General features: G+C 63.3%; 9 protein-coding genes. 4 read left to right on the top strand and 5 right to left on the bottom strand.

The features are described from left to right. Window positions 1-157: 157 nt before the first annotated feature. Complete coding sequence (locus FGE05_RS07340; RefSeq protein ID WP_139643184.1) at window positions 158-838, top strand: murein L,D-transpeptidase catalytic domain family protein; 681 nt, start codon at window positions 158-160, stop codon at window positions 836-838. A gap of 204 nt (window positions 839-1,042) precedes the next feature. After that, window positions 1,043-1,999 carry a class I SAM-dependent methyltransferase gene (locus tag FGE05_RS07345; RefSeq protein WP_139643185.1) on the top strand — a complete coding sequence of 319 codons (957 nt, stop codon included), beginning with the start codon at window positions 1,043-1,045 and terminating at the stop codon, window positions 1,997-1,999. Here FGE05_RS07345 and FGE05_RS07350 read toward each other — a convergent pair. The 4 genes from FGE05_RS07350 to FGE05_RS07365 form a co-directional block, all read right to left on the bottom strand. Beyond that, window positions 1,968-7,088: a dermonecrotic toxin domain-containing protein gene (locus tag FGE05_RS07350; RefSeq protein WP_139643188.1), complete on the bottom strand. Its 5,121-nt coding sequence runs from the start codon at window positions 7,086-7,088 to the stop codon at window positions 1,968-1,970. The two genes, FGE05_RS07345 and FGE05_RS07350, sit on opposite strands and share 32 nt — an antisense overlap. A gap of 146 nt (window positions 7,089-7,234) precedes the next feature. Beyond that, complete coding sequence (locus tag FGE05_RS07355) at window positions 7,235-7,837, bottom strand: LysE family translocator (protein ID WP_041024012.1); 603 nt, start codon at window positions 7,835-7,837, stop codon at window positions 7,235-7,237. Between the two features lie 51 nt (window positions 7,838-7,888). Continuing rightward, window positions 7,889-8,725, bottom strand: coding sequence for an AraC family transcriptional regulator (locus FGE05_RS07360; protein WP_139643189.1), 837 nt, complete (start codon window positions 8,723-8,725; stop codon window positions 7,889-7,891). A gap of 219 nt (window positions 8,726-8,944) precedes the next feature. Beyond that, complete coding sequence (locus FGE05_RS07365) at window positions 8,945-9,370, bottom strand: heme-binding protein (RefSeq protein WP_139643191.1); 426 nt, start codon at window positions 9,368-9,370, stop codon at window positions 8,945-8,947. A 216-nt stretch (window positions 9,371-9,586) separates the two neighbouring features. Between FGE05_RS07365 and FGE05_RS07370 the strand changes: the two genes are divergently transcribed. Together FGE05_RS07370 and FGE05_RS07375 are read left to right on the top strand one after the other, a co-directional pair. Further along, the gene (locus FGE05_RS07370; protein WP_139643193.1) at window positions 9,587-10,672 is read left to right on the top strand and encodes an aromatic ring-hydroxylating dioxygenase subunit alpha; all 1,086 of its coding nucleotides are present in this window, start codon (window positions 9,587-9,589) and stop codon (window positions 10,670-10,672) included. Beyond that, window positions 10,669-11,619 carry a PDR/VanB family oxidoreductase gene (locus tag FGE05_RS07375; protein WP_139643196.1) on the top strand — a complete coding sequence of 317 codons (951 nt, stop codon included), beginning with the start codon at window positions 10,669-10,671 and terminating at the stop codon, window positions 11,617-11,619. The genes FGE05_RS07370 and FGE05_RS07375 overlap by 4 nt, the downstream gene beginning before the upstream one ends. Before the next feature lie 116 nt (window positions 11,620-11,735). Here the strand turns inward: FGE05_RS07375 and FGE05_RS07380 are convergent, their stop codons facing one another. After that, window positions 11,736-12,449, bottom strand: a complete 714-nt coding sequence (locus FGE05_RS07380; protein ID WP_139643199.1) for a GntR family transcriptional regulator — start codon at window positions 12,447-12,449, stop codon at window positions 11,736-11,738. Between the last annotated feature and the right edge of the window lie 171 nt (window positions 12,450-12,620).

Below are 12,620 nucleotides of genomic sequence, written 5' to 3' on the forward strand. Positions count from 1 at the left end.
GCCGTCTCGTTGACGGTTGACTTTGCGACAGGTACGACCCGCCATCATGATGCACACGAACAATTACGGACGGGATGCCGCACACAAACATCAGCCTGTAAACCCGCGTGGATTCTTTTCAGCCACGCTCACGCTCATTCGCCGGCTCTGCCTGGCCATGGCAGCGCTAGGCGCGGTATGCGCTCCGGCGCTGGCCGAGCAGGCGAATGCTCAACAGCTTTACAACAGCCTCGCCCACGCCGCGCCGGAACTCAATCCCCTGGCACTCAAAAGTGCCTTGAGCGCCATGCAATGCGCGGTCGCCAACGGTGCGCGCCAGGCCCGTCACCTGGCGGTGATCGACTATTCCCAACCGTCCACGGCCCGGCGCCTGTGGATCTTCGACCTGCGCCAGAAGAAGCTGGTACTGCGCGACCTGGTGGCCCACGGGCAGAAATCCGGGGAGAATTTCGCCACGCAGTTCTCCAATCGCCTGGGCAGCTACCAGTCCAGCCTGGGGTTGTTCCGCACGCAGGAAAGTTATCAGGGCACCCATGGTTATTCGCTGCGCATGGATGGCCTGGAGCCTGGCTTCAATGACCAGGCCCGTGACCGAGCCCTCGTGATCCATGCCGCCGACTACGTGAACCCCTTGTGGAGCTTGCGCCAGGGTCGTATCGGCCGCAGCCAGGGTTGCCCTGCCGTGCGCCCCCAGGTGGCGCGCCAGGTGATCGACAAGCTCAAGGGTGGGCAATTCATGTTTTCCTGGTACCCGGACCCAAGCTGGCTCAAACGTTCGGCCTACCTCAACTGCCAGCCGCAACAGGTGGCGAGCATTCTGGCGACCAGTGGTGGCTGACGGCCCACCGGACAGAAGCCTGCTGTGAGGATTCTGTGGGAGCACAGCTTGCTCGCGATTGCGGTAAGTCAGTCAGCAACAATGTTGACTGGTCTGTCGCTATCGCGAGCAAGCTGTGCTCCCACAGATACCATCGCTCCCAGGGATTGCGCCTATTCAGCGGGTGGTTAAAATGCCGGCCTTTCGAATCGCCGGCATTGCCTGATGAACCCTGAAGCCCTTCAAACCCTGCAGACTCACTTACTGACCGCCCTGGCGTCCGTGCCGGAAGAAACCCGTCGCCTGTTCCACGGCCGCGGGCGCTGCTGGCCGGGGCTGGAGCAGATCACCGTCGACTGGCTCCAAGGCGTGGTGCTGGTTTCCTTGTTCAAGGGGCCTGCGCCTGAACAGTTGGACGACCTGCTGTCGACGCTGCTCGCCATCGCTGCCACGCCGGCATGGCAACACAGCAAGGCTCATACCCTGGCGGTGCAACACCGTTATCTGCCGCAGAGCCTCACCCAATGGCTGGTGGGCGAGCCCATCGATGAATGGACCCTGACCGAAGGCGGCTTGCAGTACCGGATCGACCTGGGCAAGAAGCAGAACAACGGCCTGTTCCTCGACATGCGCTACGGCCGTGACTGGGTCCGGGCCAATGCCGCCGGCAAGCGCGTGCTGAACCTGTTCGCCTACACCTGCGGTTTCTCGGTGGCGGCGATCGCCGGTGGTGCGCAGCACGTGGTCAATCTGGACATGTCCCGCGCGGCCCTGAGCCGGGGTCGCGACAACCATCGCTTGAACGGGCATGACCTGGGCCAGGTGAGCTTCCTCGGCCACGACCTGTTCAAGTCCTGGGGCAAGGTGATCAACAGCGGCCCCTATGACCTGGTGATCATCGATCCGCCGACCTTCCAGAAAGGCAGTTTCCTGCTGACCAAGGATTACCAGCGGGTGCTGCGCCGGCTGCCGGAACTGCTGGCCGCCGACGGCACCGTCCTGGCCTGCAGCAATGACCCGGCCACCGGCCCGGACTTTCTCATCGACGGAGTTACTCGCGAAGCCCCTGGGTTGGCCTTCAGCGAACGCCTGGCCAACCCACCGGAGTTTCCCGACGTCGACAGTCAATGTGGCCTGAAGGCCCTGGTCTTCAAAGCGGCAGCACCGGCCACCAGGCGTTGACCAGGCCCATGGTCACCCGACGCACCAAGGCCTCGACTTCCCGGCTCTTGACCGAACGGTAGATGGCCATGGTGCGGCGCAGTTGATCCTCGGTGAGGGTCACCGGCCGGCCGGCGGCCCAATCCACATCCGCGACGGCTTCTAGCCCGATACGGCGCCAGACCGTTCGCCCGCCTTCAGTGACCGGCTCCAGGGCACTGGGCAACTCGGGGTCCGGGTGTGCCAGGTTGTCCAGCATCACCTGGGGCCAGCGGGATGGATTCACCGGCCCGCTGAAGGCATTCACCAGGTCGTCATCGAGGGTTTCCCAGATCGCCAGCCCTTCAGCCCATTGGGGCGACATCAATTCCAGGTAGGGCCGCCACAGCATCTCGCCCGGGCTCGGGGTCTGATCGTTGCTGTTGAACGTGTCCTGGGCATCGCTGAGCCAGTCAATGAACGCGTCCCGGGTCATCTGCGCTTCGAGTTGCGCGGGGTCGGGAAATCGCTCCATCAACACGTATTCCCAATTGGACAGGTGATCCGTCAGGAAACCGGCAAAAGGCGCACCGTGTCGGGAAAGGCGCGCGCGCATGACCGACTGGAACATTCTGAAGTGCAGTTCCAGTTCGGGGAGGTCCGGCTGCTCCCTGTCCAGAATACGGGCTTGCAGACGCGTGCGCAGTTGCCGCAGTTGCTGGTCGAAGTCGCCGATCAACGTCGGCAGACGGTCATAGGCGCCCGGAGAGCCCATGTAATGCTGCAAGACCGCAGCCGCCCGCTGGCGAACGCTGAATGACAACCCGGCGGTTGTTCCACTATCGGCATCGCGCACGAGCGTAGAGAACCAGTCGATGAAGCTGCGCATCCCCGGATCATCGCGAGCGACCTCCAGGGCCCTCTGGAGCGAGGGCGAAATGTACAGCCAATCATCGATGGTGTATCGGAAAGACTCGGGGAAAATCACCCGAAGGGCGTTGGCCTGGACACTGGGCAGCGGGTTGTCGTCGAGCCAGACCCCAAGGGAGTCCAGGTCGCTCAAGCGGGCGAGCACAGGCAACAGGTCATCCTGGATGCTGGTGATGCGATTGCCGCTGAGGTCGACGACGAACGTATCGGAAATGAACACCTCGGTGTGCCTGGCCAGCACTGACAATGCCAGTTGAGGCACCCGGTCAAGTCCGGTCCGGCTCAATTCCAGCGTCATCAGGTTCACCAGCTCTGGCAGATCAGGCAGGTCCCGGCAGTTATTTTCGTTCAAGCGCAGTTCTTGCAAAGCCGTGGCGGTGCGCAGGAACACGCTGCCCTCTTCATCCAGGCGCAAGCCGCAGCGCGCCAGGTTCAGCGAGCGCAAATCCGGCAGCGAAGAGGTCAGGGCCTGCAACTGTTCAGGCGTGAAACTCAGGTTGTCGGCCCATATGACTTCACGCAGGGAGGGTATTCCGGCCAGGCTGCCGATGGCGGCAATCACCTCGGCATGGGTGCCCGCCTGTGCGCTGCCGATCCCCGACAGGTTCAGGGTCCACAAAGGGATATAGGGATCGGTACCCAGCAAAGGTGCGAATACATTCGCGTCCAGGTGCAGCGGGTTGCGGCTCAACGACAGATCCACCAATGCCCGTAGCTGCGCCACCGCAACGGGGACAGCGGTGAGATGATTGTCCTGCAGGTTCAGCGAATCGACGCCGGGGAACATCCGCAGGAAATCCGAAGGATCCTCCACCAGCCCCAGGTTGGTCAGGATCATCGTCTCGATATGTTCCAAGCGCACAGTCACCGGAGGCAGCCGGCCGAGGTTGACGTTTTCGATCCGCACCACCAGTTCACTGCCCTCGCTGCCCGGATCAGGTGCGCGCTGCCAGGCACGGCGGATAATCCGGGCAACGCTCCGACGTTGCGCCAACAGTGCCTCACGGTCCAGCGTCTGCTCGACGGGATGGTGAAATCCTTCCTGCTCTTCCCACTGGCGCAACCCTTGGTCCAGGGTGGTCCAGTCGTTCTCCAGGCGGTTGATCAAGTCATCGAAGCGAACGCCTTCGAGTTGAGCCTGCTCGACCAGGCCAAACCGCAACCGTGTCAGGGCATCCCCCGCGTGAGCCGGATACAGCCGTTCAAGTCGCTGGTTCAAGCTACCGCTCCAGTCTTGCAGCGGCAGCCGGCCACGGCCGCTGAGCGGATAAACCAGGTGCCCGTTCAACCACAGAGGCCGCGACCCAAGGCTGCCCAGGCGGCGCATCGCCAGGTAGGGACGCAACGCTTGCCGGTCCTCCAGGGCCTGCACCAGCAACTGGTTACGTAACTCGTCCGCCTCCCAGATGTTCAAGCCCAGCGCCCTGCGGGCATCATCCGGCAGCGCCCTGAGCAGCGCACCTTCCAGGTCCATGGCGCTCGCGAGTTCCTCGCCGGTTTCGTCAAAGGGGCGATACCGGTCACCTTCCTGGCGGATGACTTTGAACGAACCACCCTGCCCCACCTCAATCGGGTCCGGCAGTTCGCGCAGCCACAGGCGCAGGTGCAGCCGCCCCCGCAACGAAGGGGTATTGGCCAGCAGGTTGATGACGATGCGGTCTCGATCGACCGTGCTTTCACCTCGCGCCAAGGCGCGCAAGGCCCGGCTCAGGCGCAGTTCGCGCAAGGCTTCGGCCCCCTGCTTGCCGAGTGTTCCAGTCACCCGTCCTTCCAGCAACCGTTGTCGATCCTGACCTGATACGTTGCGGACAAGCTCGTTGGCAATGGACTCAGGCAAACCCGGGAACGCCCGGATCAAGGGAACGGCCAGCGGGTCAAGCGCGATTGACTTTGCCATGGCCAGGGTCACCCGCTTGGCATCGCGTTCCAGGCGCGCGGCCCAGCGCGCGGCCAACAAGCGACTGCGCTCCAGCGGGCGCAAGCCGAGGCTGTTCTGGCCCAGCAGCGCGGTCTGCTCATCCACGTTCAGCCCATCCAGGATTCGAGCGGCCCAGTTATCCCGCGCGAGATCTGCTCGCATTAACAGGATAGAGCGCGTGTCGGCCGCATCGCCCACAGGGTAAATTCGCATCCCATCGTGGTAGCGCAACGTCATGTCTTCCGGCCAGCCCGGCAGCTCCGCGAGGGTCTGGACGATGCGAAAATGCATGCCCTCCGGGGCTTCGCCACGGCGTAGACGGTCAATGGTGTGCCGCACCCATTGCCAGTTCCGGGCCTCATCCAGGGCATCGGCCAAGATGGCTGGCATCGGCTGTGCCTCGACTTGCAGGTAGCGCAAATGCGCCTCGCTGATGCCAACCTGGCGTTGCACGCTGAGGACCGTAGGGTTGTCCAGCTCGGCAGGTGTCTCGGCAAACGTGCGCAGCAACTCCAGATTACCGCGCTGCAACGGGTTGCGATGCGCCCACTGCCAGCCACGGGCGCGGCTCCATTCCAACGGCGGCGTGACGCCCCTGTGCCCCGACGGCAGGCGCAGGCTCAGATTGTCCTGTGTGCCTTGTACTTCGAAATAACGATCCTCGATCCGCACCCAGGCCGCGTCGGTCGTGCGCCAGACGCCCCAGGCGTCCTGCTCGGCCTCCACCGGCGGCAGGCGCCGCGCTTCGAAGGGACGGACGTCGCCATTCCACAACCGGGTGCTACCGTCCGCCACGGGCATGGGTTCAATGGCTGCACCTATGAACCCCAGGTAGGCGCCTTGAGCGACCCCGAACAGCACATTGAAAATATGCTCGATCCCCTCTTGTGCGTGGCCTTCGTTGAACGCCTGGATACCTTCGAAAATCTCATACACCAGGCGCACCCCACCGACCACCGCGGCCCCCATGCCGATGGGCACGCAGAACGGGAAAAAGGTGGCCGCGAGCATCAGCGAACGCTCGAGCAGACTCTCCCAGTATTCCAGCCGCGCCAGCAGCGCCCGCCAATCCTGGTCCCGGGTCGACACCATCAGGGACGAGGCGTTGCCCAGCGCGTGGCCCCGCCACTCATGGTAAGCGGCGTGCCAATGATCCTCGCGCACGTCATTCAGGCCCCAGGCGACCCTGGGCACGGGGATCCGAATGCGACGGGGATTGCCGCTCTCACCCTGCTCGCCCTCACGCCAACCGGTGATGCGAGCATGGATTTCCTGGAACAGATTGGGGTTGTCGGTGATCGTCCACTCCACCTGATCGTGCAGGGCCTCCCCCAGGCTCGCCTGCAGGCGCAGCGGGAAGTATTGCGTCAGGCTCTGGCGATAGCTGCGTTTACGGACCCGCTCGGTCAGCTCCGACGATAGCGCCTGCAAACTTGCGAACTGTTTGAGCGGAGCCACGGTATCGTGGGGCATGTGCAGGACGATCGGACGAACACCGCTGGCGTCGCTCGCCAGTCCCCAGTACACCCGGGCACCGAACAACGGCGCGGACAGCAGCTCCAGCGCCTTGACCTCGCAGGCCAAGGGCGTCACGGGCCGCGCTTCCAACTGGACACCGGCATGGGCCAATAGCCGTTCACCGGTGCTATCCAGGCGTCCGGCCAACTTCGCCTCGTAGGCATCATGAGCCAACAGGCTGCGTGCATACGCCATGTAGGCCTTTGCTACGACCGGAGTCTCACCGGCGATGCGGGGCAGCCGCTGTTCGAGCTTGCGCCGATATGCCCCACCGACGTCCACCTGCCGACAGAGGCTGGCGAAACTGGCCGGCGTCATATCCAGTGGCGCACGGTTCGTTGGGCTGTCCCCCTGGTTGAATTCTCCCGGCCTGCCCTGGATGAACAACTCACCCTTCTTATCGAAATCCCCCCCGATAACCGCGTCAGCGGGAGGGTAGTTGCCCATGGCCGCTTCGATCACCGACAACGAGGGATCGGTCACGAAAGGCCCACGCCTGACCCGTGCCCGGCGTATGGCATCGGCGACGCTGCCGCCGCCATTCACCCGGATCCAGCCTTGGAGCTGCGGCTGCACCTTGAGCAGATCGAGGGTAAAGGCATAGGGCGATGGCAAGTCGGTAAGCAACGCATTCAGCGCATCGCTGTCGCGCTGCAGTTGCCGGGTGAGTACCTTGAAGCGTTCCTGCTGGGGTCGTGTGGCTCGTTTCAGCCAGGCGGGCAGCCGGGCCTGGATGAACTCGACATGGGTATCGAGGGTAGACATGGTGGACCTCCATCCTTGGGGGCGATTGGCAATCGAGATGCGCTCAACCGGCGCGAACCCGATGCTCCAAGAAATGGCCGTTTTTTAAAACCGCGCAACCGTTGCAAGGGGTTGCGGGCTTTGGTAGCCGCGGAGGTCACCTCCCCTCACACCAGCAAGGTCAGCCACGCCGAGGCCAGCAGCAACAGCGCCATGGTCCGATTGAACCGTCCCATCGCCACGGCGGAACGGCAGAACCTGGCAGCACCGAGGCCCAGGTAAGCCCAGACGGTCATGCAGGGAATCGAGATCGCAAAAAATGCCAGGGACAGCCACAGGACCCGCACGGTACGGTCGGCTTCGGCGCCGGCAAACACGCTGACCACCGCCAGCGCCATCATCCAGGTCTTCGGGTTCACCAACTGCAAGCCGGCCGCCCCGACCAGACCGAGCCTCGGTCCCTCGACGGGCTGGTCGGGATCGATGGCCTGGGCCGGCGCGCTGAAAATCTGCCAGGCCATCCAGCTCAGCCAGGCGATGCCGGCCCAGGACAGTGCCGTTTGAATCGTCGCGTGGCGGGCCAGCACGTCCCCCAGCCCCGTGCCCACCAGCAACACCAGCAAAGCCGCCGCGGCACAGGCCCCGAGGATGATCGGGACGGTGGTCGGCAGGCCAAAGCGCGAGCTGTGGCTCAACACCAGGATATTGGTCGGGCCGGGGGTGATGGAGGCGACAAACGCGAACAAGGCAAACGGCAGTAACTGGTCCATGGAGCAATTTCTCGGTGAAGGATTAACCTTATCCTCCCCCGTGGACCGGGCTCAGTCTGGAACAATTGAGCAGCGCTTGCGGTAGTCCGCCGGGCTCAAGCGATAGGCGCGCTGGAACCAGCGGCCCAGGTGACTCTGGTCGGCAAACCCGAGCTGGGCCGCCACGGCCACAGCGCTCTCGCCGCGGGCCAGCAGACGTCGTGCCCTGGCCAATCGCAACTGGATCAGATAAGCGTGGGGGGCCAGGCCGAACGCTGCCTTGAACGCACGGGTCAGACGGAACCGATCGACGCCGGTGACCCGCGCCAGATCATCCAGGCCGATGTCTTCGTTCAGGTGGCTGTGCAGATAATCGCGAGCCTGCTGCGCAACCAACGGCAGGCGTGGGTCGGGGTTGATCCGCGCCCGCCAGTGCAAGTGCTGGGTCAGGTTGGCCAACAGAGTGTCGAGTGCCGTCTGGCGGACGATGCGGATTTCCTGGTCGTGCAGGCTCTGGAACGCCAGGGCCGTCGCGTTCGCCAAGCGTGCATCGTCGGCCAGGGTGGCGGCGAACCCCAGCTGTGCGTTGTCTGGCGCGACGTCGAACAACGAGCGCAACTCTCGCTCCAGCCAATGGGGCTCCAGGTATAAGGTGCGATAGGTAAAACCGCCGACCTGGGGCGCATGCCCGTCATGGAGTTCTCCAGGTTCCAGCAGGAAAACCTTGCCCGGCGTGCTGTTGTGCTGCTGGCGGCGGCAATGGAACTGCTGTACACCCTCCTCGGTCACGCCGACCAGGTACGCATCATGCCAATGGGGATCGTAGGCATGCCCTTCAAAATGCGCGCGCACGGTCTCGATACCGGACGTGGCGTCCTGCTTGAGATCGATCCAGTTGCGCGAGGTCATGGGTAATCCTGTTCGATTTATCCGTTTGAGCAGATTAACTGCTCAGCGCGAGGCCTGTCTGGAAGATTTGTGCAGCGAATTCTGAAGACCCTGCGCAGATCCCTGTGGGAGCGAGCCTGCTCGCGATGACGGAGTTCAGCCACTGCAGGGTCGACTGATAGACCGCTATCGCGAGCAGGCTCGCTCCCACATTGGACACACTGGCGCTCCCCACTCCGATCAAGGATCAGGAACCAGGGCCGGCAACACCGCTTCCAGCGCCAGTCGCGCCAGTTCGGCGTCCTGCTCGGACTTGACCCCGGATACGCCGATGGCCCCGATGCACTGTCCATCATGGCGAATGCTCACACCGCCTTCGAGCATGCCATGCAGATGTGGCGCACTGAGGAAGGCGTAGCGACCTTCATTGATCATGTCTTCGAAAAACTTGCTGTCACGCCGGCCCATGGCGGCGGTGCGGGCCTTTTCCGTGGCGATGTAGGCCGACAACGGCGAGGCACCGTCCAACCGCAACAGGCCAAGGGGATGGCCGCCATCGTCCACCACACAGACCGACACGGCCCACTGGCGCTGATGCGCCAGCTCCTTGGCTGCTACCAACAACTGTGCAACATCTTGTTCAGTGAGGACTGCCTTGGTTTTCATGAATCACTCCGATGTGCCACGCAAGAACCCGTGTCGCAGTATGTCCTTGGCGCCAGTTCGAGCCAACCCGTGCGAAATCCTGCTCGTCGAGCGACAACACCAATGGATCCATTAAAAATGAAATCCCCCTCAATTCGTCGATAATACGTTGACAACAAAACTAGTTAAGAGACTTAATGGATCCATAGAAAAACAAAAACCACCTGGAGACCCGTCATGTATCCCAAGAACGCCTGGTACGTTGCCTGCACCCCCGAGGAAATCGCCGAGAAGCCCCTGGGTCGTCAGATCTGCGGCGAGAAAATGGTTTTCTACCGTGGCCATGAAGGCAAGGTCGCCGCTGTCGAGGACTTCTGCCCCCACCGCGGCGCCCCGCTTTCCTTGGGCTACGTCGAGAACGGCAACCTGGTGTGTGGTTACCACGGTCTGGTGATGGGCTGCGATGGCAAGACGGTCGAGATGCCAGGGCAACGGGTGCGCGGATTTCCTTGCAACAAGACCTTTGCCGTACAGGAACGCCACGGATTCATCTGGGTCTGGCCCGGCGACCAGGCCTTGGCCGACCCGGCACTGATCCATCCTCTGGAATGGGCGGAAAATGAAGAATGGGCCTATGGCGGCGGCCTGTTCCACATTCAGTGCGACTACCGCCTGATGATCGACAACCTGATGGACCTGACCCACGAGACCTATGTGCATGCCTCGAGCATCGGCCAGAAGGAGATCGACGAGGCGCCACCGGTGACCACAGTCGAAGGCGACGAGGTCATCACCGCCCGACACATGGAAAACATCATGGCCCCACCGTTCTGGCGCATGGCCCTGCGTGGTAACAACCTGGCCGACGACGTACCGGTGGACCGCTGGCAGATCTGCCGCTTCACCCCGCCCAGCCATGTCATGATCGAAGTCGGCGTGGCCCATGCCGGCAACGGCGGCTATCACGCCGCGCCGCAGTTCAAGGCGTCGAGCATCGTGGTGGATTTCATTACGCCGGAAACCGAAACGTCCATCTGGTATTTCTGGGGCATGGCCCGGCATTTCCAGCCCAAGGACGAAGCCCTGACCGCGAGCATTCGCGAAGGCCAGGGCAAGATTTTCAGCGAAGACCTGGAGATGCTCGAGCGCCAGCAACGCAACCTGCTGGACCATCCGCAACGCAACCTGCTCAAGCTCAACATCGATGCCGGTGGCGTGCAGTCGCGTCGGGTGCTGGAACGCTGGATCGCCCGTGAGCGCGAGTCCCAGGCGGGGTTGATTGCCAGTACCCATCAGCCACAACCCGCGGAGCAACGGCCATGATCGAAGTTCAGGTCGCGGCGCGGCACAACGAAGCCCTGGACATCTGCAGCTACGAGCTGACCCGTGTCGACGGCCAGCCTTTGCCCGCCTTCACGGCCGGTGCCCATATCGATGTGCATTTGCCGGGTGGCGTGATTCGGCAGTATTCGCTGTGCAACCACCCCGAGGAACGGCACCGTTATCTCATCGGCGTGCTCAAGGATCCAGCGTCGCGGGGCGGCTCAAGCAGCCTGCACGAGCAGATCCTGCCCGGCGCGAGGTTGTTCATCAGCGAACCGCGCAATCTGTTCCCCCTCGCCCTCCAGGCCCGGCGCCATCTGCTGTTCGCCGGAGGTATCGGCATCACGCCGATCCTGGCCATGGCCGAGCACCTTGCGCAGAGTGGCGCGATGTTCGAATTGCATTATTGCGCCAGGTCCCTGGAGCGGGCCGCCTTCGTCGAGCGCCTGGGTCAGGCTCCGTATGCCGATCGGGTGTTCCTGCATTTCGACGAAGCGCCCGAGACCGCACTGGATACTGCTCGGGTGCTGGCGTCGCCCAGCGAAGACGTGCACCTCTATGTCTGCGGCCCCGGCGGGTTCATGCAACATGTGCTGGACACCGCCAGGGCCCAGGGCTGGCAGGACGCCTGCCTGCACCGCGAATACTTCGCCGCCGCCCCCACCGATACCCGCGCCGACGGCAGCTTTGCCGTGAAGCTGGCCAGCAGCGGCCAAGTGTTCGAAGTGCCCAAGGACCGCAGCGTCGTGCAGGTGCTGGAAAGCCATGGCATCGAGATTCCGATCTCCTGCGAGCAAGGTGTCTGCGGCACCTGCCTGACCCGCGTACTGGAAGGCGTGCCGGAACATCGCGACATGTTCCTGACCGAGGCCGAGCAGGCTTGCAACGACCAGTTCACGCCGTGCTGCTCCAGATCGAGGACGCCGTTGCTGGTGCTGGACCTCTAGTCTCTGAACAACACAAGTCCCTGTGGGAGCGAGCCTGCTCGCGATGGCGCTGGATCAGTGAAAGACCTGTAACTGATACACCGCCATCGCGAGCAGGCTCGCTCCCACAATGGTATTCACTCGGAACGCAAGATCACCTTCATCCGCTCATCCGCCAGGGTCGAGCCGAACACCTCGGCGTAGCGCAAGGTGGCGTTGGCATGTTCGCGCATGATCGCCTCGGCCCGCGCGCCCTGGCGATGGATCAGCGCGTCGAACACCGAGTGGTGTTGCATGTGGGCATAGTTGAAGCGCCGATATTCGCCGGCCATGTTCTGCCGATCCACCGCCAGGGCGGTGACTGAGGCGAATGGCAGATGATCGTTGCGAGCCAGCGCATCGGCAATGGCTGGGTTGTGGCTGCCCTCGACGATCACCTGGTGAAAGCGCATGTTGAGGTCGTGATAGACCTCCAGGTCTTCCTCGGTCACGTAGCCCTTGGCGAACAGTTCGTCGCCCTGCACCAGGCATTGTTCGAGGATGGCGCGGGCCTCTGCGTCGAGGCCTCGTTCGGCGGTCTGGCGCGCGGCCAGGCCTTCCAGCACACCGCGCACTTCCACCGCGCCGGCAATGTCCTCGGCGCTGACCGAACGCACCTGGAACCCACGCCCGCCGAAGCGCACCAGCAACCCCTCCTGCTCCAGCGTCCTGAACGCCATGCGAACCGGCATTCGCGACACGCCGAACCGTTGCGCCGTGGGAATCTCCATCAACCGCTCACCGGCCGCCAGCTCGCCAGAGGCAATCATTCTGCGCAACGCAACCAGCACCGTTTGGCCGGGCTTACTCATCCGGGGTACTTCCAGGGAAAAGAGACCGCCATAGTAAAAGCAAAACCCCGTGGGAGCGAGCCTGCTCGCGATGACAGTAGATCAGCCATTGCAGCGTCGACTGATAGACCGCTATCGCGAGCAGGGCTCGCTCCCACAGGGGATTTGGGGCCGGACGTAGAATGTGTGTCC

Source organism: Pseudomonas sp. ICMP22404, assembly GCF_006227205.1.
In the GTDB taxonomy this organism is placed as follows: domain Bacteria; phylum Pseudomonadota; class Gammaproteobacteria; order Pseudomonadales; family Pseudomonadaceae; genus Aquipseudomonas.

Bases quoted from the DNA above. Each gene is read 5' to 3' on its own strand.
- FGE05_RS07375 (WP_139643196.1), top strand. From the start codon at position 10,669: ATGATCGAAGTTCAGGTCGCGGCGCGGCACAACGAAGCCCTGGACATC.
- FGE05_RS07350 (WP_139643188.1), bottom strand. From the start codon at position 7,088: ATGTCTACCCTCGATACCCATGTCGAGTTCATCCAGGCCCGGCTGCCC.
- FGE05_RS07340 (WP_139643184.1), top strand. From the start codon at position 158: ATGGCAGCGCTAGGCGCGGTATGCGCTCCGGCGCTGGCCGAGCAGGCG.
- FGE05_RS07365 (WP_139643191.1), bottom strand. From the start codon at position 9,370: ATGAAAACCAAGGCAGTCCTCACTGAACAAGATGTTGCACAGTTGTTG.
- FGE05_RS07380 (WP_139643199.1), bottom strand. From the start codon at position 12,449: ATGAGTAAGCCCGGCCAAACGGTGCTGGTTGCGTTGCGCAGAATGATT.
- FGE05_RS07355 (WP_041024012.1), bottom strand. From the start codon at position 7,837: ATGGACCAGTTACTGCCGTTTGCCTTGTTCGCGTTTGTCGCCTCCATC.
- FGE05_RS07370 (WP_139643193.1), top strand. From the start codon at position 9,587: ATGTATCCCAAGAACGCCTGGTACGTTGCCTGCACCCCCGAGGAAATC.
- FGE05_RS07345 (WP_139643185.1), top strand. From the start codon at position 1,043: ATGAACCCTGAAGCCCTTCAAACCCTGCAGACTCACTTACTGACCGCC.
- FGE05_RS07360 (WP_139643189.1), bottom strand. From the start codon at position 8,725: ATGACCTCGCGCAACTGGATCGATCTCAAGCAGGACGCCACGTCCGGT.